This is a genomic window from Stutzerimonas stutzeri KOS6 (assembly GCF_000307775.2).
Classification (GTDB): Bacteria; Pseudomonadota; Gammaproteobacteria; order Pseudomonadales; family Pseudomonadaceae; genus Stutzerimonas; species Stutzerimonas stutzeri_B.
Genome location: NZ_KK020676.1, coordinates 1622208 through 1643920 on the forward strand (window position 1 = coordinate 1622208; position 21713 = coordinate 1643920).

The window sequence follows — 21713 nt, forward strand, 5'->3', positions numbered from 1 at the left end:
AAAATCAGAACGGCAGTTTGAGGTCGGGTGCAACGTTGAGCAGCTGTGCGCGGAAAACGTCCTGAATACGGCTGAGTTCTTCCTCGCTGTCGGCCTCGAAGCGCAGCACCAGAACCGGTGTGGTGTTCGAGGCGCGGATCAGGCCCCAGCCCTTGGGATAGTCGACCCGCACACCGTCGAGGGTGATCAGGTTGGCTTCGCCCCACTGAGCGTCGCGTTGCAGGGCGTCCATGATGGTGAATTTGCTTTCCTCTGTCACCGTGATGTTGATTTCCGGTGTGGAGATATCGCAGGGGAATGCGGCGAACACCTGCTCGGCGTCGCGCTTGTCCTGGCTGAGGATTTCCAGCAGGCGCGCGGCGCTGTAGATGCCGTCGTCGAAGCCGAACCAGCGCTCCTTGAAAAAGATGTGGCCGCTCATTTCGCCGGCCAGCAGGGCGCCGGATTCCTTCATCTTCTTCTTGATCAGCGAGTGGCCGGTCTTCCACATCACCGGGCGGCCGCCGTAGCCACTGATCAGCGGCGTGAGGCGGCGGGTGCATTTGACGTCGAAGATGATGTCGGCGCCGGGATTGCGTGAAACCACATCTTTGGCGAACAGCATCAGCAGGCGGTCCGGATAGATCATGGTGCCGGCATTGGTCACCACGCCGACGCGATCTCCGTCACCGTCGAAGGCCAGGCCCAGGTCGGCGTTCTCGGCTTTCACCCTGGCGATCAGGTCGACGAGGTTCTCCGGCTTGCCCGGGTCCGGGTGATGGTTGGGGAAATTGCCGTCGACCTCGCAATACAGCGGAATCACCTTGCAGCCCAGCGCTTCGATCAGCAGGGGAGCGATGACGCCGGCGACGCCGTTGCCGCAGTCGACCACCACCTTCATCGGCCTGGCCATGGCGATGTCTCTGCGGATCTGTTCGAGATAGCGCTCCAGCACATCGATCTGTTCGACCTTGCCGATGCCGCTCGCCAGGTCGTTGCTCTCGATCCGTTTGCGCAGGGCCTGGATCTGCTCGTTGGCCAGGGTGTCGCCTGCGATGACGATCTTGAAGCCATTGTAATCCGGCGGGTTGTGGCTGCCGGTGAGCATGACCCCGGACTTGCCGGCGAGGATGTTGGCTGCGTAATAGAGCACCGGGGTCGGCACCATGCCGACATCGCTGACGCTGCAGCCGCTGTCTACCAGGCCTTGTATGAGGTGCTGGACCAGTTCCGGACCGGACAGGCGTCCGTCGCGGCCGACCGATACGTCGGGCTCTCCCTGGGCAAGGCTCTCGGACCCGATGGCGCGGCCGACCCAGTAGGCGGTTTCGGTAGTCAGGCTGTCGCCGACGACGCCACGGATGTCATAGGCGCGGAAGATACTGGCGGGCAAGTTCGGGGCTTTGGCGCTGCTCATTGCGGTTTCTCGCTCCTTGATGTCGAGGCCGAAGATATCCTGGTCCTCGTCGAGAATATCGATGTCGAGAATATCGGTTTCCGGCAAGCGCGGATCGATGTACTCGGCAGGTTTGGCAGGCCGGACGGCTTGAGCCGCGGCGGATGCCTGGGTTGGAGCCGGTCCGGTGGGGCGGACGGGCAGTCGAGCGATGTTCCTGGCCAGTGCGTCGAGGACCGGCAGGCTCAAGGCCGGTACTTGGATGGCCTTGCCGGCCGAGAGTTCCTGCAGCAGTTGGCCGATCTGCCGCACGTCTTCGCGCAGCTTGCGTTGCTGGCCGCCAAGCACCAGCTGCAACCCGACCAGTACGCCTGCCAACGCCAGGAGTGCGGCAGCCATCAACTGCAGCGGCGACAGAGCGGCCGGCGTCGCGTCGCCGACCGGCAGGTAGGCGAGTTTCCAGTTCGGGTTGCTGCTGGCGAGGGTCAGAGCGGACGCCGCATCGCCTGTCGTGCCTCGCTGCAGGAGCAGTTGTTCCGGGGCGCCCGGGAACTGCTGGATGAGGCGCAGTTGGCCTGCTTCGGCGGGCGGAATCGGCAGTGTGGCGAATACGTGTTCAAGATCGCTCACCAGCAGCAGGCTGCCGCGTATGGCCTGCTCGCCCTCCGCGCGCAAGGCATGGGCGCTGTAGAGCAGCCAGCGGTTACCGACCTTGTACGCTTCCGGCGCGGGTGACTGGCCGGCTTCGGCCCGTTGTAGCAGGTCGAGGGCGGCGAAGTTCAGCGGCCCCGGGCGACTGCTGTCCGGTACGGCTGTGCCACGCCTGTTCAGGTGTGCGTCGATCACGCCGGGCAGCCCCAGCAGGCGCTGCTCGGCTTCGCGTCTGCGCTCGGCGTCGGCGTCGGCGCGTAGCACGTCGACCAGCTGTTGCTGGTCTGCTGCAGCCTGTGTGTCGATGCGCAGCTGCCGCAAGGTCTGCTGCACGGCGCTGGCCTGACCCTGGCCCCAGGCATTGGCCAGCCGCAGCTGTTGCTGCTGGTGAGCACCCTGCATGCCCATCCAGAGCAGTGCGGCAGCCGCGCCGAGCCCGAGCAGGCTGCTACCCAGGCCGCCAAGCAGGGGCTTGCAGTCGATTCCGCGGCGCGTGCTGCGGGTATCGCCCGGGTTCAGTACGCCTGAGTCCTTGGCGGTACGTTTGAAGAGTGCCATGAAGCTCCTCGAATCATCCTGAGAGGTAAGCGGGGGCGTATTGCCTAGTGGCTACCGGAATGCCCGAAACCGCCGGCTCCGCGATCACTGCTGTCGAAGCTGTCGACCAGTTCGAAGCGGGCCTGGACCACCGGCACCAGCACGAGCTGCGCGATTCGCTCGCCAACGGCAATGCTGAAGGCGCTCTGGCCGCGATTCCAGCAGGACACCATCAGCTCGCCCTGGTAATCCGAATCGATCAGTCCGACCAGGTTGCCGAGCACGATGCCATGTTTGTGGCCAAGGCCCGAGCGGGGCAGAACCAGGGCGGCCAGTCCCGGATCGGCGATGTGGATCGACAGGCCGGTCGGGATCAGTAGTGTCTGTCCCGGCTCCAGCACGGTGTCGCTCTGCAGCATCGCACGCAGGTCGAGGCCGGCGGAGCCCGGCGTGGCGTATTCGGGAAGCGGGAAATCGCGGCCGAGGCGAGGGTCGAGAATCTTGGCTTGGAGTGCGTGCATGGCTGGGACCTTCGATGTTTGGGAGAGCCGCATTGCTGCTTCAGCAGGCCCTATGCCTGTTTGTAGCGGTTGGCGATGAAGGCCACCAATTCACGGGCGATGTGCCCCTTGCTGGCCTGGCTGAAGCGGGTTTCATGTTGCTGGCGGTCGATCACGCTGACGGCATTGTCTTCGCTGTTGAAGCCGATGCTGGGGTTGGCCACGTCGTTGGCGACGATCAGGTCGAGATTCTTGTCGCGCAGTTTGCGCGTGGCGTACTCCAGCAGGTTCTCGGTTTCGGCAGCGAAACCGACGCAGAACGGCCGATCCGGCCGGCTGGCCAGGGTCGCGAGGATATCCGGATTGCGCACCATCCGGAGCAGCAGGCCGTCACCGCTGTTGGGGTCTTTCTTCAGTTTTTGCGGTGCCACCACTTCAGGTCGGTAATCGGCTACCGCTGCCGCGGCGATCAACAGATCGCAGGGCATCGCCGCCTCGCACGCGGCGAGCATGTCGCGGGCGCTGACCACGTCGATGCGCTGGACACGATCGGGTGTTGGCAGGAACACCGGGCCGGTGACCAGCGTGACCCGCGCACCGGCTTCGGCGGCTGCCTCGGCGAGCGCGAAGCCCATCTTGCCGGAGCTGTGGTTAGTGATGTAGCGCACCGGGTCGATGTTTTCCTGGGTCGGCCCGGCAGTGATCAGCAGGTGCAGTCCGGTCAGCAGGCCGGTATCGAAGCAGTCTGCGGCGGCCTGGGCAAGTTCCTCCGCCTCGAGCATCCGGCCCATGCCGACATCGCCGCAGGCCTGGCTGCCGGAGCCGGGGCCGAACAGGCGGATGCCGCGCTCGAGTAGCAATTCGCGGTTGGCCTGGGTGGCGGGGTCGGCCCACATTGCCTGGTTCATCGCCGGCGCGAGGGCGACCGGGGCGTTGGTCGCCAGCACTACGGTGGTCAGCAGGTCGTTGGCTATGCCCTGGGCCAGGCGTGCCATGAGGTCGGCGGTGGCCGGCGCGATCAGTACCAGGTCGGCCCAGCGGGCCAGTTCGATGTGGCCCATGGCCGCTTCCGCGGCGGGGTCGAGCAGATCCAGGTGGACCGGGTGACCGGAAAGCGCCTGCAGGGTGAGAGGGGTGATGAATTCACGCCCGCCCTGGGTCATCACCACCCGGACTTCGGCACCATGATCGCGCAGGCGGCGGACCAGTTCGGCACTCTTGTAGGCGGCGATGCCGCCGCCGACGCCCAGGACGATGCGTTTACGATACAGCCGCTGCATAGGCCTGCCTTGTTATCTCATGGGGGACTGTCCGGAGTGAGAACCAGGTCAGAACTCGCCCGTTACCCCGGAAAAATGACGGGCTAAGATAGCACAGCGCCCACAGTGGAAAAGTGGGCCTGCTCGACAGGGAGGTGATATGAGCATACGTGACTGGCCCGCGGCGGAGCGGCCGCGGGAGAAGCTTCTCGAGCAGGGGGCGGCGGCACTTTCCGACGCCGAATTGCTGGCGATATTCCTGCGTACCGGCGTTGCCGGCAAGAGCGCGGTGGACCTGGCCCGTCACCTGCTCGCCGAGTTCGGCAGCCTGCGGGCATTGCTGGAGGCCGAGCTGGATCAGTTCAGCGCGCATCTGGGGCTGGGGCCCGCCAAGTTCGCGCAGTTGCAGGCCGTATTGGAGATGGCGCGCCGGCATCTGGCCGAACGGCTGCGACGCGATTCGGCGCTGGAATCGCCACAGGCGGTGCGCGACTACCTCAAGGCGCGTCTTCGTCATGAGCCCCATGAGCTGTTCGGTTGCCTGTTCCTCGATTCCAAGCACCGTGTCCTGGCATTCGAGGTGCTGTTCAGCGGCACCATCGACGGCGCCAGCGTCTATCCGCGGCAGGTGGTCAAGCGCGCGCTGGCGCAGAATGCGGCAGCGGTGATCCTGACGCATAACCACCCCTCCGGCGTGGCCGAGCCCAGCCAGGCCGACCGGCAACTGACCCAGCGGTTGAAGGAGGCACTGGCGCTGATCGACGTGCGTGTACTCGATCATTTCATCGTCGGTGATGGCGAACCGTTGTCGATGGCCGAGCATGGCTGGATGTGATCGGCGCTACGCCAGCAGCGGCACCAGCAGCAGCGGGCCGAGTGCCAGCAGCACGAAGCGCCCGTTCCAGCCAAAGGCGATGCGCCACGGGGTGAGCCCGGCGTGACGTGCCAGCATCAGCGCCGAGGGGCCGTAGGGCGAAAGCAGCATCGCCAGCGAGAAGCCGGTGAGCAGCGCGACAGCCGGCTGCATGACCGCCACGCCGTGGCCTGCCAACTGCGCCAGCAGTGCCGTACACAGGCTCAGCGAGATGATCGGCGCGACGCCGAGCAACGCCAGGGCGATGATGGTGAACATGCCGGCGCTGCTCAGGCCGAACAACGCCAGGGGGGTGCTGCTGAAGTGACTGGCCAATGCATCTACCGGTACCAGCGCCGCCGTGAGGCCTCCGAGCAGTGCGGAGCAGGCAAAGATGAAGGTCTCGTTGCGCATTCCGGCCAGCGTGTCCCGTACCTCGACATAGGCGCCTGACCGTGAGGCGCCTTGATAGAGCAGCAGCCCGATTACCGCCGGCGGCACCAGCAGCATCGCGGCCTGGGTTGCCGACAGCCAGGTCAGGTTGGCCAGCAGTGCGATCAGCAGGATACCGAGCAGGCTGCCATACAACAGGCTGCGCAAGCCATTCGCCGGGCCGGCAGGTTGCGCGCCATTCAGCGAGTCGTCGGTCCCTTGCAACTGCTGCAGCCGGCCATTTTCCAGCGGCCAGCCGATCAGCAGCAGGATGGCCCCGGCAATGAGTCCGAACGGCAGCAAGGCGCTCCAGCTCAACCCGGGCAGTTCACGGGTGAGGATCGCCACGGCCACGCTGGTTGGCGCCAGCAGCGGCACCAGCGCAAAGCCGCGAAGGGCCGTAACCATAACGCCCCTGGTGCCTTCCCGGCGCTGTGTCTGGTTGTAGGCGTGTCGATCCAGATGGCGCTCCAGCGAGCCGCAGACGAGATTGAGCATGCCGAAGCTCAGTATCGAGCCGATGGCGAAGGTGCTCAGCAGATAACTCGGGTAAAGACTTGCGCCCGGCTGTCGCAGTAGCAATCGGTGCAGCTCGCCGAGTTGCGGCAGGCGCTTGACCGCGCAGTGCGCCAGCCCCAGCGCGCCAATGAATGCTCCGTAATAAGCCGCTGCAGCGAGCATTCGTTGCGCCTGCTGCCAGCTGGGCTCGCCGAACAGCAGCCAGCAGCCGAACAGGCCCAGGGTCGCCAGCCCGAGCCGGCGCGGATAAGGCATGAGCGAGCGCCAGTGCCAGCCGAAGAACAGCACCAGCAGACCACCGCTGATCACGCTCGGCAGTTGCGTGCGGGTGATCAAGGCGATCAGTTCGCAGGCGAGCGCCAGCGGTAGCAGGGCAATCATTGTTCAGGGCAACTCGCTTCGTAGCTTGCCACGCTGATAGACGCCTTCGCCGAACGCCAGCAGTCGGTCTTCCTCATCCAGCAGGTCGCAGCTGGCCATGAACACCTTGTGCCCGGAAGAACGGCAGCGAGCCACGGCGCGGACCAGACTGCCGGCGCGCGCCGGTGCGCTGAAATTGATATTCATCGAGAGTGTGGTCGCCACGCGCCGCTGGTCTGCCTGCTCCACCCAGGTGCCGCACAGTCCCATCGCCACGTCGAGCAGAGTTGCGCTGACGCCGCCATGCAGGCTGCTGGCGTTGTTCAGGTGCCTTGGCTGCAGCCGCAGTTCGATCACCACCTGGGTGGGGCCGTATTCACTGAGGCGGCACCCAAGGTCCTGAAAGAATCCCGTTAGCGAGGCTTCCACCTTCTGTAGCGAGGTGTCGGAGCAAGACTGATCGGACATGTAGAAGTATCGGGCTAGGGCTTGCGCAGCAGGGTGGCAGTCTTTAGATGCCCGGTCAATCATGTGGAATGCCATTCCGCTATGCGAAATTGCTGTCAGGTCGACGGAGCGAATTGCAGTCGCACGATGGCAGTGCTGCGGGGCCTGCCAGCGTCGCGCATTCGATCGGTCTTCCCGCTTCGATCGATCGCGGGATGCGCCAGCCATGTTGCAGATGAACGAGCCGAGCGGCTTAAGTTGGCTCGGGTACGGCCGCTAACGCTGGGGTGAACTCCGATAACGGCATGTTGCTACTAAGGCACACTGGTCTTTAGCGGAGCGTACGGGTAAAACGTCGGATCGTTCCGGCAAGAGTAAGAGGCGTCCATGAGTCCCGCCAACCGTCACCCCAAGGCCGTCGTGTTCCATGCCGCGCTGGTCGTCGGTCTGCTGCTCATGCATTACTGGCTGGCGCCGCCGATGCTGGTAACTGCCGTTCTGCTACTGGCTGCGTCGCTCTGGCCGTGGTTCACGACGGGGCTGGCAGCGCAAGGCAGCGCTTCGGTCGACGACGGCCCCTCACAGGTCTTCACCGAGCTGAGCAAGAACCTGTCGCGCAATACCTGCCACAACGCGCTGTCTGCCGCCCAGGTCGCATTCAGCGCCGAGCAATTGGCCAATCGCTTGCAGTCGCAGCTGCAGGCCGTCAGTGAAATTGCCAATGGTGCTCAGGCCATCGCGGCTACGGAGCAGGCCAGTGCCGAGCGCGCGCGGCAGACGCTGGAGGCTGCCCAAGCCGTGCGCCAGCGCAGCGATGCCGGACAAGCCGAACTGCAGCGGGCGATCGAGCGGATGCAACAGCTCAGTGCGCAGACGCATGCCAGTCGCGAACTGATCGATGGCCTCTCTGCGCGCACCGAAGAGATTCGCCAGATCACTGATGTGATCCAGTCCATCGCCAGCCAGACCAATCTGCTCGCACTCAATGCTGCCATCGAGGCTGCGCGCGCCGGAGAGGCTGGCCGTGGCTTCGCCGTGGTTGCCGACGAGGTACGCAGCCTGGCGGCGCGCACGTCCAGCGCTACCGAGGAAGTCGGGCGGATGGTGGCCGATATTCGCGAACAGAGCGAGGCGGTGGTCAGTTATATCCAGCGTCAGGGCAATGAGCTGGACGCAGCGGCCGAGCAGATTGCAAATACCGGAGAGCAGCTCAGCGGCATCGCCGGCCTGGCTGGCAGCGTCGAGAGCCAGGTGGCGCAGATCACCACGGGGGCCGCCGACAACCATCAGCGCCTGACAGGCCAGTTCGTGGCGCTTGACCAACTGCGCGCGGATGCGCTGGATAGCGAGAAGCAGACGCTGCAGCTCGAGCACGCGGCCGAGCGTCTGGTGGCACAGGCCGAAAGCGCCAGCGAACAGTTGGCCGAGGTACAGCTCGACGACTATCACCAGGCGATGTTCGACCTGGCTCGGCAAGGCGCTGCGGCCATCGCCGCGCGCTTCGAGGCCGACATCCAGGCCGGGCGTATCAGCCTCGCCGACTTGTTCGATCGCAATTATCGGGCGCTGCCCAACACCGATCCGGTGAAGTACCAGACGCGCTTCGACCATTATGCGGACCAGGTGCTGCCGGCCATTCAGGAGCCGCTGCTGCTGCATCCTGCACTGGTCTATGCCATTGCCACGACCCCTGAAGGCTACGTGCCGACCCATAACCGAGCATTCAACCAGCCGCCGGTCGGTAATCCGGAGATCGATCGGGTCAACAGCCGCAGCAAGCGCCTGTTCAATGATCGTACCGGGGCTCGTTGTGGCAGCCATCAGCGGCGTGTGTTGCTGCAGACCTACAGCCGCGACACCGGCGAGCTGATGCATGACCTGTCCGTTCCGATCATGGTCGGCGGGCGTCACTGGGGCGGGCTGCGGCTGGGCTATCGGCCCGAGGAATAGCATTCGGCCATGCAGGTTGGCGCTATAGCCCTGTGTGTGACAGGGCCGCAAGCGCCCGCAACGGCTAAGCTTGGCTGATCGCAATTGCCTGGGACTGCGCCCAATGAAAACCCTCACCGATCACCTGGCCCAGTACGCCGCCTACCACCGCGACCCGCGCAACCTGCTCACCCATTTCGTCGGCATTCCGCTGATCGTCATGGCGGTGGCCGTTCTGCTGTCGCGCCCGGGGCTGTCATGGGCAGGACTCTGGATCAGCCCGGCGGCAATGCTGTCGTTTGCCGCTGCGGTTTTCTATCTTCGCCTGGATCTGCGCTACGGCCTGCTGATGAGCACCGTGCTGCTGCTATGTCTCTGGCTGGGCGCGGGGCTCGCCGCTGCTGCCACGGCGCTCTGGCTGGGGGTGGGGCTCGGCCTGTTCGTGCTCGGTTGGATCATCCAGTTCGTCGGCCATTATTTCGAAGGTCGAAAGCCAGCGTTCGTCGACGATCTGAGCGGGCTGATCATCGGGCCGCTTTTCGTAGCGGCCGAGATCGGCTTCATGCTTGGTTTGCGCGAGTCGCTGCGCCAGGCCATCGAGGCACGCGTCGGTCCGGTGCGCCTGCGTCAGTCAGTAGCGCGCGGCTGAGTGCATCAGGGCCTGACAGCCATCCACTGGTCGCTGAGGCTACGGGCATGGCGGTCGACCGTGATCGGCGCGAAGGGGCGGCCCGAGGCGGTAGTGAAATTATTGCTGCCGCTGTTCATGTCCTCCAGCGCCACCTTGAGAAAATCCCAGCGGGTCTTAAGCCTGGCCAGCGCCGGGTCGTGCTTGTCATCCAGTTCCGCCAGTTGCGCATCGATGGCTGGCACCAAACCGCGCTCGTCCTGCCCGAGGTAGGTGTCCGGCTGCTCGCGAGCGATCTCGAAGGAACCGATATAGGCGCGACTCAGATACTGCACGGCGAGATACTCGACCTTCGCCGGCAATTCCGCCCGCGCGTCTGCGCCCTGTTGCTCGCGAACCGCGGACAGGAAGTCGCGCAGCGCCTTGCTCAGCTGCAACGGCCAGCCCCAGGGCATGTCGTCCTCCTCGTAACCGAAGCTCGCCCCTTCGCGCAGTCGGGCCTGAAGCGCCTGATGGCTTTCGCGTAGTGCACTGGTGGGGGCGGGAACGTCGAGCAAAGCGGCATTCAGCGCCTGGATGTCTGCTTCCAGGCGCATCAGGTGGGCCTTCTGGAAACCTTCGCCGCGGTAGAGCAGCAGGCTGCTGGTGGCGCGGTTCGCGTGGATCTGCATGCTTTGCAGGGGTGCGATTGGCTCGGCCTGGGCTGCTTCGGTGAAGCCGGGCAGCATCGCCAGTATCAGCAGTAGCCAGAAACGAGTGAAACGATTCATCGTCGTGCTCCTTTCTTATTTTTATAGAAGCGCTGCGTGCAGGTTGGCAGCGATCCGAGCCTAGCGGAGTGCTGGCCAAGTGGTATCACCCCAAAGAATGATTTGTGCCGCTTTGCAGTCAATCAGGCGGTATCGTGCGACAGTCGGACGCGATCGCTAGAGCATCTTCTCGAGGCCGATAAAGGTGGCGAACCAGGCATTGAAACGGCGCCAGAGCCCGCCCGGCTCCTTTTCGATGACGCGCAGGCGGCCGTTGTCCTCGGCAATCCAGACCATCCTGCTGTGCCCGTCGCGCTCCTCCAGGCGTACCTCGTAGCTCAGGGCCGGTGACATGCCTTCGAGCGTCAGACGGTGGACTTCGCGGGCCAGCTCCCTGCTTTGCACCAGAATTCCCACTTCGCTGTTCCATAACACCGAGCGTGGATCGAGGTTCAGCGAGCCAATGAATACCCTCTCCTGATCGAAAACCGCGGCCTTGCTGTGCAGGCTGGATTCCGATTCGCCGAGGAAACTGTACGACGGCTCCTGGTCCGGCTGCCGGCGCAGTTCGAACAGGCGTATTCCCAGCGTCAGCATCTCTTCGCGATAAGGGCCGTAACCGCCATGAACGGCTGGCACATCGGTGGCCTCCAGCGAGTTGGTGAGGATACGCACGCTGACGCCTGCTCCGGCGCGGTCGGCCAGGTATTGCACGCCGCTGTCGGTGGGCACGAAGTAGGCGGAAACCAGCGTCAGCTCGCGGCTCACGGTCCGCAGGGCGGGGGCGAGTTGCGTAGTCAGCAGCAGCGAGGTATCCGGTACGCCTTCGGCGAGCAGTTTTTGCGGCGCGTCCCACAGTGCTTCGGCGGGCGCCCAGATGAGTTCGCCCAGCCATTGCGCCAGTTGCGGGCGCTGCTTGTAGCGCATCAGGCGTCGATACTGCTCGCTGTTTTCGTGACGCGCCTGCTGCAGGTAGTCACGCAACTTCTGCCGCGCTTTGTCCAGGCTGGCTTGCCGTGGTTGCTGCCAGAGAAAATGCTGGATGGGCACGCTCAGTTGATCGTTCCAGTATTCATCGAAGCTCTGTGCCAGCTGCTCGGCTACCGGTCCCGCGCCGAGCAGGTCGATATCGGTGAAGTTGATGCCCTGATCCGCCTCGAAATACTCGTCGCCCAGGTTGCGGCCTCCGACGATCGCCAGGCTACCATCGACCAGCATCAGCTTGTTGTGCATGCGCCTGTGCTGCAGTGACAGGTGCAGCAGGCGGCCCAGGGTCCTGGTGACGGCATTGCTGCGCCCGAGGTGAAGAGGGTTGAAGACACGAATCTGGATGTTGGGGTGCGCGGCCAGCGTCGCGATCTGGTAGTCCTGCCCGTCGCTGGTGGTGTCGTCCAGCAGCAACCGCACGCGAACGCCGCGATCGGCTGCCTGCAGCAGTTCGTCGATCAGTGCGCGGGTGGTCAGGCCGTCGTGGACGATGTAGTACTGCACGTCCAGGCTGAGCTGCGCGGCGCGAATCATTTCGCTACGGGCGGCGAACGCCTCGGTGCTTTCGGCCAGCAGGCGAAAGCCCGAATGGCCGGCCGGGTGGCCGGCGGCGAGCTGCTGTATGCGCCGGCCCAGTGCTGACGCCTCCGGTGCCACTGCATAGGACTCGCTCGGCTCGGGGTGGCTGGCACAGCCGGCCAGCAGCACCAGCAGCAAAACGGTCAGGTAGGCGCGCAAGTTTTCTCCGGCTATGCATCCTTTCATTCATGCTTGGACGTTGCGCTTCGTCCGAAAATTCAGAAACGGTCCTTCAGTCGATACCAGAGCATGCCCAGGGCCAGCAGTGGCGAGCGCAGGGCAGGCCCGCCGGGGAAGGTCGGATGTGGCACCTTGGCGAACAGGTCGAAGCCACTGTCCTGCTGCCCGGCAATGGCCTCAGCGAGCAGTCGGCCCGCCAGGTGCGTGGCGTTCAGGCCATGCCCGGAATAGGCCTGGGCATAGAACACGTTGCTGTGCTCCGGCAGGCGGCCGATCTGCGGCAGGCGGTTGGCGCCGATGCCGATCATCCCGCCCCACTGGAAGTCGATGCCGATGCCGACGAGCTGCGGAAATACCTCGAGCATCTTCGGCTGCATGTAGGCGGCGATGTCCTTGGGGTCGCGCCCCGAATAGTGACAGGCACCACCGAACAGCAGCCGGCCATCGGCGGAGAGGCGGAAGTAGTCGAGTGCCACCCGCTGGTCGCAGACCGCCGTGTTCTGCGGCAGCAATTCCCGGCGCAGGGGTTCGGGCAGCCGCTCGGTGGCGATGATGTAGCTGCCGGCTGGCAGCACCTTGCCGGCGAGTTTCGGCTGCAGGCCCTTGAGGTAGGCGTTGCAGGCCAGGACGAGATTGTCCGCCTGTACCACGCCCTGCCGCGTATGGACCCGCACCTGCGGGCCGTACTCGATGCGTTCGACGGCCGATTGCTCGAACAGGCGCACACCCAGCGATTGCGCGGCGGCGGCTTCGCCAAGCGCGAGGTTCAACGGGTGCAGGTGCCCCGAGCCCATGTCCAGCAGGCCGCCGAGGTAGCGTTGGGAGCCAACCACCGCGGCCAGGTTGGGGCGTGACACGCGCTGCAGGGGATGTGGATAGCCCAGGCGCAGCAGGTCGGAATAGTCTTCGTCGAAGCTCTTCAGATGCCGGGGTTTGGTCGCCAGGTCGCAATAGCCCCAGGTCAGGTCGCAGTCGATGGCGTAGCGCTCGATGCGCTGGCGGACGATGTCCACCGCTTCGAAGCCCATGCGCTTGAGTTCGTCGACGCCTTCTTCGCCGAGGACTCTGCCGAACTGCTCGACATCATGCCCGACGCCGCGAATCAGCTGGCCGCCATTGCGTCCGCTGGCACCCCAGCCGATGCGTTGCGCTTCCAGCAGGATGACGCTGAAACCGCGTTCGGCCAGTTCGATGGCTGTGTTGAGGCCGGAGAAGCCGCCGCCGACGATACACACGTCGGCCCGTTGTTCGCCTTGCAACGATTCGCAAGCAAGCTCGCGATTGACGCTGGCGGCATAGTAGGAGGGCGCATGTACGCTGTCGTTCGACGCGGATGCCTGATGCTTTATCGAAGAGTCATATGTCTGCATGCGCCTAGGGTAGACCGGAGCGATGCCGCGGAGCAAAGCCGAACCTTACCAGCGGTGGCATGCGATACCTGTCATGGTGCTGCTGCCCGGCTTCTAGCCGCTCTAGTCCGGGACGGGCAGGTCGAGTGATTCCTTGATCTCTTCCATCACGATATAGCTCTTCGATTCGCGCACATGCGGCAGCTTCAGCAGGATGTCGCCGAGCAATTTGCGATAGGAGGCCATCTCCGAGATGCGCGCCTTGACCAGGTAATCGAAGTCGCCGGACACCAGGTGACACTCCAGTACATGGGGCAGCTTGAGCACGGCTCGGCGGAATTCCTCGAAGATGTCGCCGGACTTGTACGCCAGGCTGATCTCGACGAATACCAGCAGGCCCGCCTTGAGGTGCTGCGGATTCAGCCTGGCCGAGTAGCCCATAATGATGCCCTCGCGCTCCAGGCGGCGTACCCGCTCGGTACATGGGGTGGTCGACAGGCCGACGCGCTCGCCCAGTTCGGTGAACGGCAGGCGTCCTTCAGCCTGCAGGATGCGCAGGATATGGCGGTCGATCTTGTCCAGTTCGCGACGTGTCTGATGCCGGGTTCTCAAGGGATATACCCTCCATTAAAAGCAATCGAGGCGTGGAAAAATGCCAAAGATAGCTTTTTATATGGTGAATATCACTGCATAGGCCTTCTTATACTCCGCTCAATAGTGATCTGGAAAAGCCCGTTGCAACGGGTGGGAGGCAGCAATGCGTGTACTGGTATTGGGTAGCGGTGTGGTTGGCACTGCCAGCGCCTACTATCTGGCGCGAGCCGGTTTCGAGGTAGTCGTGGTCGATCGGCAGCCGGCGGTGGCGATGGAAACCAGCTTCGCCAATGCCGGCCAGGTGTCGCCCGGTTATGCCTCGCCCTGGGCTGCCCCCGGCGTTCCGTTCAAGGCGATGAAGTGGCTGTTGCAGCGCCACGCACCACTGGCCATCAAGCTCACCGGTGACGTCGACCAGTACCTGTGGATGGCGCAGATGCTGCGCAACTGCACCGCAGCCCGCTATGCGGTGAACAAGGAGCGGATGGTGCGGCTGTCCGAATACAGTCGCGATTGCCTCGACGAATTGCGTGCCGAAACCGGTATCGGTTACGAGGGACGCCAGCTCGGTACCACACAGTTGTTCCGCACCCAGGCGCAGCTGGATGCGGCGGCCAAGGACATCGCCGTACTGGAACGTTCCGGCGTGCCCTACGAGCTGCTGGATCGTGCGGGTATCGCGCGGGTCGAGCCGGCCCTGGGGAAAGTGGCGCACAAGCTGAGTGGCGCTCTGCGCCTGCCTAACGACCAGACCGGCGATTGCCAGATGTTCACCTCGCGCCTGGCCGAAATGGCCGTGGAGCTTGGGGTCGAGTTCCGTTTCGAACAGAATATCCAGCGTCTCCAATATGCCGGCGACCGGATCGACGGGGTATGGATCGACGGCAAGCTGGAGACGGCAGACCGCTACGTGCTGGCGCTCGGCAGCTACAGCCCGCAGATGCTCAAGCCGTTGGGCATTCGCGCTCCGGTCTATCCGCTCAAGGGCTACTCGCTGACCGTGCCGATCAGCGATCCGGCGATGGCGCCGCAATCGACCGTGCTCGATGAAACCTACAAGGTGGCCATTACCCGGTTCGATCAGCGTATCCGAGTTGGTGGCATGGCCGAGATTGCCGGGCATGACCTCTCGCTCAATCCGCGTCGGCGGGAAACCCTGGAAATGGTCGTCGGCGATCTGTTCCCGATGGGCGGTGATCCGGCCGAAGCGGAATTCTGGACCGGGCTGCGACCGGCGACGCCGGATGGGACACCGATCATCGGTGCCACTCCCTATCGCAACCTGTTCCTTAACACTGGCCATGGTACGCTCGGCTGGACCATGGCCTGCGGCTCCGGCCGGGTGCTCGCCGATCTGCTGGCTTCCAGGCGCCCGCAGATCAGCACCGAGGGGCTGGACATCTTCCGTTATGGCAAGCGTAAGGAAACCCGTAAACATGCCCATCCGGCGGCTGCACACTGAAACCCGCTACAGCGAGGCGGTCATCCACAACGGCGTGGTGTATCTGTCCGGACAGTTGGCCGATGATCTGGCCGGCGACATCCGCCAGCAGACCCGCGAAACCCTGGCGAGCATCGAGCGCTTGCTGGACGAGGTCGGCACCAGCAAGGCCCGGCTGTTGTCAGCGACGATCCATCTCAAGGATATCGCTGCCGACTACGCCGGTATGAACGAGGTATGGGACGCCTGGCTCGCGGCGGGCACGGCGCCGGCACGTACCACGGTCCAGGCGCTGATGTACGTACCCGAAGTGCGGGTGGAAATCACCGTCGCCGCCGCGATGCCCGTTCTCGCCGGTCCGGTGCTCTGAGTCCCGATGCGGGCGACCGACGTTTCGATCAGAGTGTTGTAAATTCTGAACGCCATTGCCATGATAAGCCCCCTCATCGCTTCGCTCTTGAAAGGGGGCTCCCGTATTGGACGTCGGCGTTCGACTGCAAACCATCCGCAAGCTCAAGGGCCTGTCCCAGCGTGAACTCGCCAAGCGTGCAGGCGTTACCAATAGCACCATTTCCATGATCGAAAAGAACAGCGTCAGCCCGTCTATCAGCTCGCTGAAGAAGGTGCTGGGAGGTATCCCCATGTCGCTGGTGGAGTTCTTTTCGCCCGATTTCGAACAGGATGGCGACACCCCGGTGGTCTACAAGGCGGGTGAGCTGATCGATATTTCCGATGGCGCAGTGAGCATGAGGCTGGTGGGCAAGGCGCACCCGAGCCGAGCCATCGCCTTTCTCGACGAAACCTACCCGCCCGGCACCGATACCGGCGAGGAAATGCTCGCACACCAGGGCGAAGAGGCCGGCATGCTGATTCATGGCCGGCTGGAGCTGACGGTCAACGGCCAGGTGTACGTACTGGAAACCGGCGACAGTTACTATTTCGAGAGCAGCAAACCGCATCGCTTCCGCAATCCGTTCGACGAGCCTGCTCGTCTGATCAGTGCGACGACCCCGGCCAATTTCTGAGCGGCCGTGGCAGCTGCTGCTGCATCGCCCGTTGCGACAATGGGTCGCGGCTAGGCCCCGTGCCGGCAAGGGTTGTTTCGGCGGGCCAGGCTTGCCGCTATACTAGCGCCCGCCTGCGTAACCGTGGCCGCGGGCGTGTCTAGCCACAATGAGGGTGTAAGGTGAACCTGATTAAGAAGATCCTGGTAGCACAGACTGCCGTAGTGGCCCTGTGGGCAATGAGCGCTCAGGCTGCGACTGACGAAGCCATCGCCGAGCGTCTCAAGCCGGTGGGCGAAGTATGTATTCAAGGTGAAGAGTGTGCCGCTGCTGGTGCCGGCGCTGCCGCCGCCGCAGGTGGCGCAGCCCGCAGTGGTGCCGATGTGTACGGCAAATTCTGTACTGCCTGCCACAGTTCCGGCCTGCTGAACTCGCCGAAAACCGGTGACACTGCCGCCTGGTCCGCACGTGCCGATGCTGCGGGTGGCCTGGATGGCCTGCTCAAGCATGCCATCAGCGGTATCAATGCCATGCCGCCGAAAGGTACCTGTGGCGATTGCTCCGATGACGAGCTGAAGGCTGCGATCCAGCACATGTCCGGCCTCTGATCGAGCGTCTGGCATTATCGACACGGCCGCCTTCGGGCGGCTTTGTCGTTTCTGCGGGGAGCAAAGCGCGGCTGGTTCGAGTCGAACGGCTACAGGCCGGATGCAATCGACGCCAGAGGAGCCCTGCATGCCCAGTACCGCACCACAACCCGAGCAGTTGCGCCTGACCAGCGACGGACGCACCCCCAACAGCCCGCATCCGGTACTGATCTATCGTCAGCTGCCGTTGGCCGGGCCGAGTCCCGCGGACGCCTTCGAGCGGCTGTTCGACAGCCATCTCTGGCCTTCGGCCTGGCGTGGCACCGTCTATGACTATCACCACTACCATTCCACCGCCCATGAGGTGCTGGGCGTGGCCAGCGGCTGGGCGCGGCTCAAGCTGGGAGGCGAGCAGGGACAGGAGGTCGATCTGCGCGCCGGCGATGCGCTGGTGCTGCCAGCCGGGACCGGGCATTGCGCGTTGCAGGCGAGCGAGGATTTTCAGGTGGTGGCGGGCTATCCCGTCGATCAGCAGTACGACATGCAGCGACCGGATGCGGCCACGCACGACCAGGCACGCGAGCGCATCGCCCGGGTCGGCGTGCCCGTCAGCGATCCGCTGGCGGGCACCCAGGGTGCGCTGGTGACGCTCTGGCGTGGCGAGGCGGCGCCGGTCAGTCGATGAACTGCACTTCGCCGTTGGCCAGCGAGGCGACCCGTGCCAGCGACTCGATGCGATAGCCCGCTTCTTCGAGTTCCTGGCGGCCGGTCTGGAATGACTTTTCGATCACGATACCGAGGCCGGCGATGCTGGCACCGGCCTGGTTGATGATTGAGATCAGGCCCTTGGCCGCTTTGCCGTTGGCCAGGAAGTCATCGATGATCAGCACGCGGTCGGCGTCGGAGAGGTGATTGGTTGAAATCGCGATGGTGCTTTCGACCTGCTTGGTGAAGGAATACACCGAAGCGGTCAGCAGATGGTCGGTCAGCGTCAGCGATTGATGCTTGCGGGCGAAAATCACCGGCACGCCCAGCTCCAGTCCCGCCATGATCGCCGGGGCGATGCCGGAGGCCTCGATGGTGACGATCTTGGTGATGCCCTCGTCGCGGAACCGCCGGGCGAATTCCTGGCCGATCTGCTGCATCAGCACGGGGTCGATCTGATGGTTCAGGAAGGCATCGACCTTGAGCACTCGGTCGGACAGTACGACGCCTTCATTGCGGATCTTCTGTTTCAGCTGTTCCACAAACGCGCTACCTCAAGCGTGGGCGGCTCGGTACCCCTGACGATTCGCGCTCCCGAAAGCCGACTGGGCGCTGCGCCATGATGGCGAGCGCCCAGCCCGATTCGATCCTGCATCCATTCGCCAGCGTTTCCCGCAGCCTGGAAAGCCGCGCATTCTCGCTCAATTCCATGCTCGGGTCCAAGTGGACCGTTCAGTCCGCTATTTCGAACGACAGCCGGCGAGCGCCCGCCGCCCCATCGAACAGCGACATTTGGCGGGGCGAATGGCGGCGGGGTAATGGCTAACGCAGTGCGCCGTCGCGGTCAGCCTGCAGTATTCCGGCGATGTTCAGCCGAACAGCTGCTGCTTGCGCCGCAGCCAGCGGTAGCCGTAAGGTCCGAGCCCGAGCTTCAAGGGCGACCCTTCCGGCTGGCCGTATTCGCGATCGGCGAGTACGTCGACCATGTCCTGAAGGTCATCGGCCTGAATCGTCACGGTTGTCTCCCGGTCCGCCAGATTGACCAGCATGAGCACCGTGGAGCCGTTGTCGTGACGAATGGCGAATACCGCGGGATCGTCGACCCCGACTGTCTGGCGCTCGCCAATACCGATTTCGCGCAGACCGATGCGGGTGCGGATCATGTTGCCGGTGCGCGCCATCAGCGAGTCGCTGCGCAGAGTCTGGGCGAACACGTTGATTTTCGCGTAGCTGAACGGACCCTCGTCGATCAACGGCGCGGCCAGCTCGCCAGTGGTGCAGGAAAAACCGGCGTTGGCTCGTTGGACCACTGCATGGGCGTGCACACGGCCTCCCGTTCCGGGCGTTCCATATCATCGCCCATGCCGATCTCCTCGCCGTAGCGGATGATCGGCGTGCCCGGAAGTGAAAACAGCAGGGCGTGGCTGGCGGCAATGCGGCGTTCATCGCCATCGAGCATGGGCGCGAGCCTTCGGCGGATGCCGCGGTTGTAGGCGCGCATCCGCGGGTCGGGGGCGAAGGTTTCCATCACCTCGTTGCGCTCGCTTTCGTTCAGGCGATCCAGGCTCAGTTCGTCATGGTTGCGAATCCATAGCGCGTACTGTGAGTGGCTCGGCGGCAGTGGCTGGCCGTTCAGGGCGCGGCACAGGGGCTCTGCCCGTTGTCGCGCCAACGCCAGGAAGAAGTGGTTGTTGGTCCAGAAATCGAGCAACAGGGTGACGCGGTCGGCCTCGTCGCCAAAATACTCGACGTACTTCTCCGGATCGGTATCGATCTCGCCGAGCAGCACGGTTTCCGGGCGGCGCATGGTGACGAAATCACGCATATGCTCAAGCAGCCAGTAGCCCTTTTTCAGGTCGCCGCCGCCAGCCTGGCGCACCATATGCACGGCCGCGTCGATGCGAAAGCCGGAGACGCCCAGGCGCAGCCAGAACGACATGACTCGCTCGATCTCGTGGATCACCCGCGGGTTGGTCAGGTCAAGATCCGGCTCGTGCTTGTAGAACAGATGGCGGTAGTACTGCCCGGCCTGCTCGTCCCAGGTCCAGACGCTGTCCTCCACCGTCGGGAAGACCGGCTCGATGGAGTCGTCCGGCTCGTCGGCCCAGATGTAATAGCCGCGGTAGGGCGAGTTGCGGTCCCGGCGGGCCTCCTGGAACCACTTGTGCTCGCTGGAGGTGTGTTGCACCAGCAGTTCGACGATCACATGCAGGCCCAGCTCCTCGGCCTTCTCCAGCAGCGCGACCATGTCGGCCAGGTCGCCGAAGCGCGGTGCAACCTGCAGGTGATCGGTGACGTCGTAACCGGCGTCGCGAAAGGGCGATGCGTAGAACGGCATGATCCACACCGCGGTGGCGCCCAGTCCGCGGATGTAGTCCAGGCGTTCGGTGATGCCGCGCAGGTCGCCGCAGCCGTCGCCGTTGCTGTCGCGAAACAGGGCGGGATCGACCTGATAGATCACCGCGTTGCGATACCAGAGTGGGCGCATGCTCAGGTCTCCCTCGGACGCAGGATCAGCGCCTGGCCGGCTGCCAGGCGGCCGTCGAACGATTCGTCTTCCCCGATGCCATCGCTGGCGATCTGCACCGTCCAGTGATCGCTCTGCGGGAAGGCGTGTGGGTGATCGGAAAAATTGATGCAGACCAGCCGGCGATCCTCGCCAAGCTGCCTGCGATAGGCCAGCACCTCGGGATGCGAAGGCAGCTCCTCGAAATCACCGTGGTGCAGCGCCGGGCTGGCCTTGCGCGTGGCCAGCAGGCGCTGATAGAGCGCGAACATCGAGTTCGCCGCGCCGACCTGCCGTTCCGCCGCCAGTTCGTCCGCTTCGGGTGGAAAAGGCAGCCAGGGCGTCGCGCCATTCCAGCCATGCGGCGGTTTGGCTTGCCAGGGAATCGGCGCCCGGCAGCCATCACGTCCGCCCGGATCGATACGTCTTTCGGCAGTGATCGGCGCATCTTCCAGGCCCAGCTCTTCGCCCTGGTAGATGAACGGCGTGCCACGCAATGTCAGCAGCAGCAACGCGGCAGCCCGTGCGGCGCGCTCGCAGCCCTGGTAGCGGCTGCGCTGGCGCACGTTGTCGTGGTTGGACAGCACCCAGGTCGGCCAGGCGCCAGCTGGCTGCAGCCAATGCTCGACCTCGCGGATGCAGGTGCGAAACAGCACCGGGTCCCAGGGCGCATCGAGCGGATTGAAGTTGAAGGCCAGGTGCAGCTCGTCGCCGGCGCCGTAGTACTGCAGCACGCGCTCGGTGGAGCGGATATTCACCTCGCCGACCAGCATGCGCTCGCCCGGGTAGCTTTCGACCAGCTTGCGCAGGCCGCGCAGAACCTCGTGGCTGTAGGGCTGGTCGTTGAAGTCGGAGAGCGGCTGGCCGGCCTGGCAGCGCGGGTCGTCGGCGAAACTCGGGTCCTTGCCAGTGCAGTGGATGACGTCGATGCGAAAGCCGTCGACGCCGCGCTCGAGCCAGAAGCGCAGCACGCCGTGCATCGCCTCGACGACTTCCGGGTTGCGCCAATTGAGGTCCGGCTGCTTGGCGAGGAACAGGTGCAGGTAGTACTGCTGGGTGTGCTCGTCCCAGGTCCAGGCGCTGCCGGCGCCCAGCGCGGCGCGCCAGTTGTTCGGTTGGTCGCGCCAGATGTACCAGTCGCGCTTGGGGTTATCCCGCGAGCTGCGCGATTCGATGAACCAGGGGTGTTCGTCCGAGCTGTGATTGGGCACGAAATCGAGCAGCACGCGAATGCCGCGGGCGTGGGCTTCGCCGATCAGCCGGTCGATGTCCTCCAGCGAGCCGAACAGCGGGTCGATGTCGCAGTAGTCGCTGATGTCGTAGCCGGCGTCGGCCATGGGTGAACGGAAGATCGGCGACAGCCAGAGCGCATCGACGCCCAGCGCCTGCAGGTGATCCAGATGGTGCAGCACGCCATTGAGGTCGCCGATGCCATCGCCATTGCTGTCGGCGAAGGAGCGCGGGTAGATCTGATAGACGGTCGCGCCGATCCACCAGGGTGTTCGGGTTGTCTCGCTCATGCTCTGCACCCCCCATGCGTCT

General features: G+C 64.4%; 19 protein-coding genes and 1 pseudogene. 8 read left to right on the forward strand and 12 right to left on the reverse strand.

Annotated features, from left to right (window positions below; translation table 11 throughout):
- Window positions 1-4: 4 nt before the first annotated feature.
- Genes B597_RS47930 through coaBC form a run of 3 tightly spaced genes read right to left on the reverse strand, consistent with a single transcriptional unit; the run spans window position 5 to window position 4343 of the window.
- Window positions 5-2584 (reverse strand): phosphomannomutase/phosphoglucomutase, encoded by a 2580-nt coding sequence (locus B597_RS47930; RefSeq protein ID WP_003295451.1) that lies wholly within the window; start codon window positions 2582-2584, stop codon window positions 5-7.
- Window positions 2585-2628: 44 nt separating this feature from the next.
- Window positions 2629-3084: a dUTP diphosphatase gene (gene dut, locus B597_RS35575; RefSeq protein WP_003295452.1), complete on the reverse strand. Its 456-nt coding sequence runs from the start codon at window positions 3082-3084 to the stop codon at window positions 2629-2631.
- A 50-nt stretch (window positions 3085-3134) separates the two neighbouring features.
- Window positions 3135-4343, reverse strand: coding sequence for a bifunctional phosphopantothenoylcysteine decarboxylase/phosphopantothenate--cysteine ligase CoaBC (gene coaBC / locus B597_RS35580; RefSeq protein ID WP_003295453.1), 1209 nt, complete (start codon window positions 4341-4343; stop codon window positions 3135-3137).
- A 139-nt stretch (window positions 4344-4482) separates the two neighbouring features.
- Here coaBC and radC point away from each other — a divergent pair, with 139 nt between their 5' ends.
- The gene (gene radC / locus B597_RS35585) at window positions 4483-5157 is read left to right on the forward strand and encodes a RadC family protein (protein ID WP_003295454.1); all 675 of its coding nucleotides are present in this window, start codon (window positions 4483-4485) and stop codon (window positions 5155-5157) included.
- A gap of 6 nt (window positions 5158-5163) precedes the next feature.
- Here the strand turns inward: radC and B597_RS35590 are convergent, their stop codons facing one another.
- Complete coding sequence (locus tag B597_RS35590; RefSeq protein ID WP_024162077.1) at window positions 5164-6507, reverse strand: hypothetical protein; 1344 nt, start codon at window positions 6505-6507, stop codon at window positions 5164-5166.
- 3 nt (window positions 6508-6510) lie between these two features.
- Entirely contained in the window at window positions 6511-6954 is a 444-nt protein-coding gene (locus B597_RS35595; RefSeq protein WP_003295458.1) for a PaaI family thioesterase, read from the reverse strand.
- A 366-nt stretch (window positions 6955-7320) separates the two neighbouring features.
- Here B597_RS35595 and B597_RS35600 point away from each other — a divergent pair, with 366 nt between their 5' ends.
- Both B597_RS35600 and B597_RS35605 read left to right on the forward strand, forming a co-directional pair.
- Window positions 7321-8883: a methyl-accepting chemotaxis protein gene (locus B597_RS35600; RefSeq protein ID WP_003295459.1), complete on the forward strand. Its 1563-nt coding sequence runs from the start codon at window positions 7321-7323 to the stop codon at window positions 8881-8883.
- A 103-nt stretch (window positions 8884-8986) separates the two neighbouring features.
- Window positions 8987-9511, forward strand: a complete 525-nt coding sequence (locus B597_RS35605; protein WP_024162078.1) for an Mpo1 family 2-hydroxy fatty acid dioxygenase — start codon at window positions 8987-8989, stop codon at window positions 9509-9511.
- A gap of 5 nt (window positions 9512-9516) precedes the next feature.
- On the opposite strand, the gene B597_RS35610 is transcribed toward B597_RS35605, so the two are convergent.
- The 4 genes from B597_RS35610 to B597_RS35625 all read right to left on the reverse strand — a co-directional run bounded on the left by B597_RS35610 (window position 9517) and on the right by B597_RS35625 (window position 13946).
- The gene (locus tag B597_RS35610; protein WP_024162079.1) at window positions 9517-10260 is read right to left on the reverse strand and encodes a hypothetical protein; all 744 of its coding nucleotides are present in this window, start codon (window positions 10258-10260) and stop codon (window positions 9517-9519) included.
- 156 nt (window positions 10261-10416) lie between these two features.
- Entirely contained in the window at window positions 10417-11964 is a 1548-nt protein-coding gene (locus tag B597_RS35615; protein ID WP_024162080.1) for a phospholipase D family protein, read from the reverse strand.
- Window positions 11965-12023: 59 nt separating this feature from the next.
- Window positions 12024-13355: an NAD(P)/FAD-dependent oxidoreductase gene (locus B597_RS35620; protein ID WP_003295464.1), complete on the reverse strand. Its 1332-nt coding sequence runs from the start codon at window positions 13353-13355 to the stop codon at window positions 12024-12026.
- A 102-nt stretch (window positions 13356-13457) separates the two neighbouring features.
- Entirely contained in the window at window positions 13458-13946 is a 489-nt protein-coding gene (locus tag B597_RS35625; RefSeq protein ID WP_003295466.1) for an Lrp/AsnC ligand binding domain-containing protein, read from the reverse strand.
- A 145-nt stretch (window positions 13947-14091) separates the two neighbouring features.
- On the opposite strand from B597_RS35625, the gene dadA reads away from it, so the two are divergent.
- From dadA to B597_RS35650, 5 genes are all read left to right on the forward strand, one after another.
- Entirely contained in the window at window positions 14092-15390 is a 1299-nt protein-coding gene (dadA, locus tag B597_RS35630; RefSeq protein ID WP_003295468.1) for a D-amino acid dehydrogenase, read from the forward strand.
- On the forward strand, window positions 15365-15739 hold the full coding sequence (locus B597_RS35635; RefSeq protein ID WP_003295470.1) for a RidA family protein: 375 nt from the start codon (window positions 15365-15367) through the stop codon (window positions 15737-15739). Before dadA ends, B597_RS35635 begins: the two co-directional genes overlap by 26 nt.
- Before the next feature lie 106 nt (window positions 15740-15845).
- Entirely contained in the window at window positions 15846-16394 is a 549-nt protein-coding gene (locus B597_RS35640; RefSeq protein WP_003295471.1) for a cupin domain-containing protein, read from the forward strand.
- 161 nt (window positions 16395-16555) lie between these two features.
- The gene (locus tag B597_RS35645; RefSeq protein WP_003295472.1) at window positions 16556-16981 is read left to right on the forward strand and encodes a c-type cytochrome; all 426 of its coding nucleotides are present in this window, start codon (window positions 16556-16558) and stop codon (window positions 16979-16981) included.
- A gap of 127 nt (window positions 16982-17108) precedes the next feature.
- The gene (locus tag B597_RS35650; protein ID WP_003295473.1) at window positions 17109-17645 is read left to right on the forward strand and encodes a cupin domain-containing protein; all 537 of its coding nucleotides are present in this window, start codon (window positions 17109-17111) and stop codon (window positions 17643-17645) included.
- On the opposite strand, the gene xpt is transcribed toward B597_RS35650, so the two are convergent.
- The 3 genes and pseudogenes from xpt to B597_RS35665 all read right to left on the reverse strand — a co-directional run bounded on the left by xpt (window position 17635) and on the right by B597_RS35665 (window position 21691).
- Window positions 17635-18207 carry a xanthine phosphoribosyltransferase gene (xpt, locus tag B597_RS35655; protein ID WP_003295475.1) on the reverse strand — a complete coding sequence of 191 codons (573 nt, stop codon included), beginning with the start codon at window positions 18205-18207 and terminating at the stop codon, window positions 17635-17637. The genes B597_RS35650 and xpt overlap by 11 nt on opposite strands.
- Window positions 18208-18534: 327 nt before the next feature.
- Window positions 18535-20153, reverse strand: a pseudogene (locus B597_RS35660) (alpha-amylase family protein).
- A gap of 2 nt (window positions 20154-20155) precedes the next feature.
- Window positions 20156-21691, reverse strand: coding sequence for an alpha-amylase family glycosyl hydrolase (locus B597_RS35665; protein ID WP_003295476.1), 1536 nt, complete (start codon window positions 21689-21691; stop codon window positions 20156-20158).
- Window positions 21692-21713 lie beyond the last annotated feature (22 nt).

Coding starts and splice junctions, on each gene's coding strand:
- B597_RS47930 (WP_003295451.1), bottom strand. CDS start 2,584: ATGGCACTCTTCAAACGTACCGCCAAGGACTCAGGCGTACTGAACCCG.
- dut (WP_003295452.1), bottom strand. CDS start 3,084: ATGCACGCACTCCAAGCCAAGATTCTCGACCCTCGCCTCGGCCGCGAT.
- coaBC (WP_003295453.1), bottom strand. CDS start 4,343: ATGCAGCGGCTGTATCGTAAACGCATCGTCCTGGGCGTCGGCGGCGGC.
- radC (WP_003295454.1), top strand. CDS start 4,483: ATGAGCATACGTGACTGGCCCGCGGCGGAGCGGCCGCGGGAGAAGCTT.
- B597_RS35590 (WP_024162077.1), bottom strand. CDS start 6,507: ATGATTGCCCTGCTACCGCTGGCGCTCGCCTGCGAACTGATCGCCTTG.
- B597_RS35595 (WP_003295458.1), bottom strand. CDS start 6,954: ATGTCCGATCAGTCTTGCTCCGACACCTCGCTACAGAAGGTGGAAGCC.
- B597_RS35600 (WP_003295459.1), top strand. CDS start 7,321: ATGAGTCCCGCCAACCGTCACCCCAAGGCCGTCGTGTTCCATGCCGCG.
- B597_RS35605 (WP_024162078.1), top strand. CDS start 8,987: ATGAAAACCCTCACCGATCACCTGGCCCAGTACGCCGCCTACCACCGC.
- B597_RS35610 (WP_024162079.1), bottom strand. CDS start 10,260: ATGAATCGTTTCACTCGTTTCTGGCTACTGCTGATACTGGCGATGCTG.
- B597_RS35620 (WP_003295464.1), bottom strand. CDS start 13,355: ATGCAGACATATGACTCTTCGATAAAGCATCAGGCATCCGCGTCGAAC.
- dadA (WP_003295468.1), top strand. CDS start 14,092: ATGCGTGTACTGGTATTGGGTAGCGGTGTGGTTGGCACTGCCAGCGCC.
- B597_RS35635 (WP_003295470.1), top strand. CDS start 15,365: ATGCCCATCCGGCGGCTGCACACTGAAACCCGCTACAGCGAGGCGGTC.
- B597_RS35650 (WP_003295473.1), top strand. CDS start 17,109: ATGCCCAGTACCGCACCACAACCCGAGCAGTTGCGCCTGACCAGCGAC.
- B597_RS35665 (WP_003295476.1), bottom strand. CDS start 21,691: ATGAGCGAGACAACCCGAACACCCTGGTGGATCGGCGCGACCGTCTAT.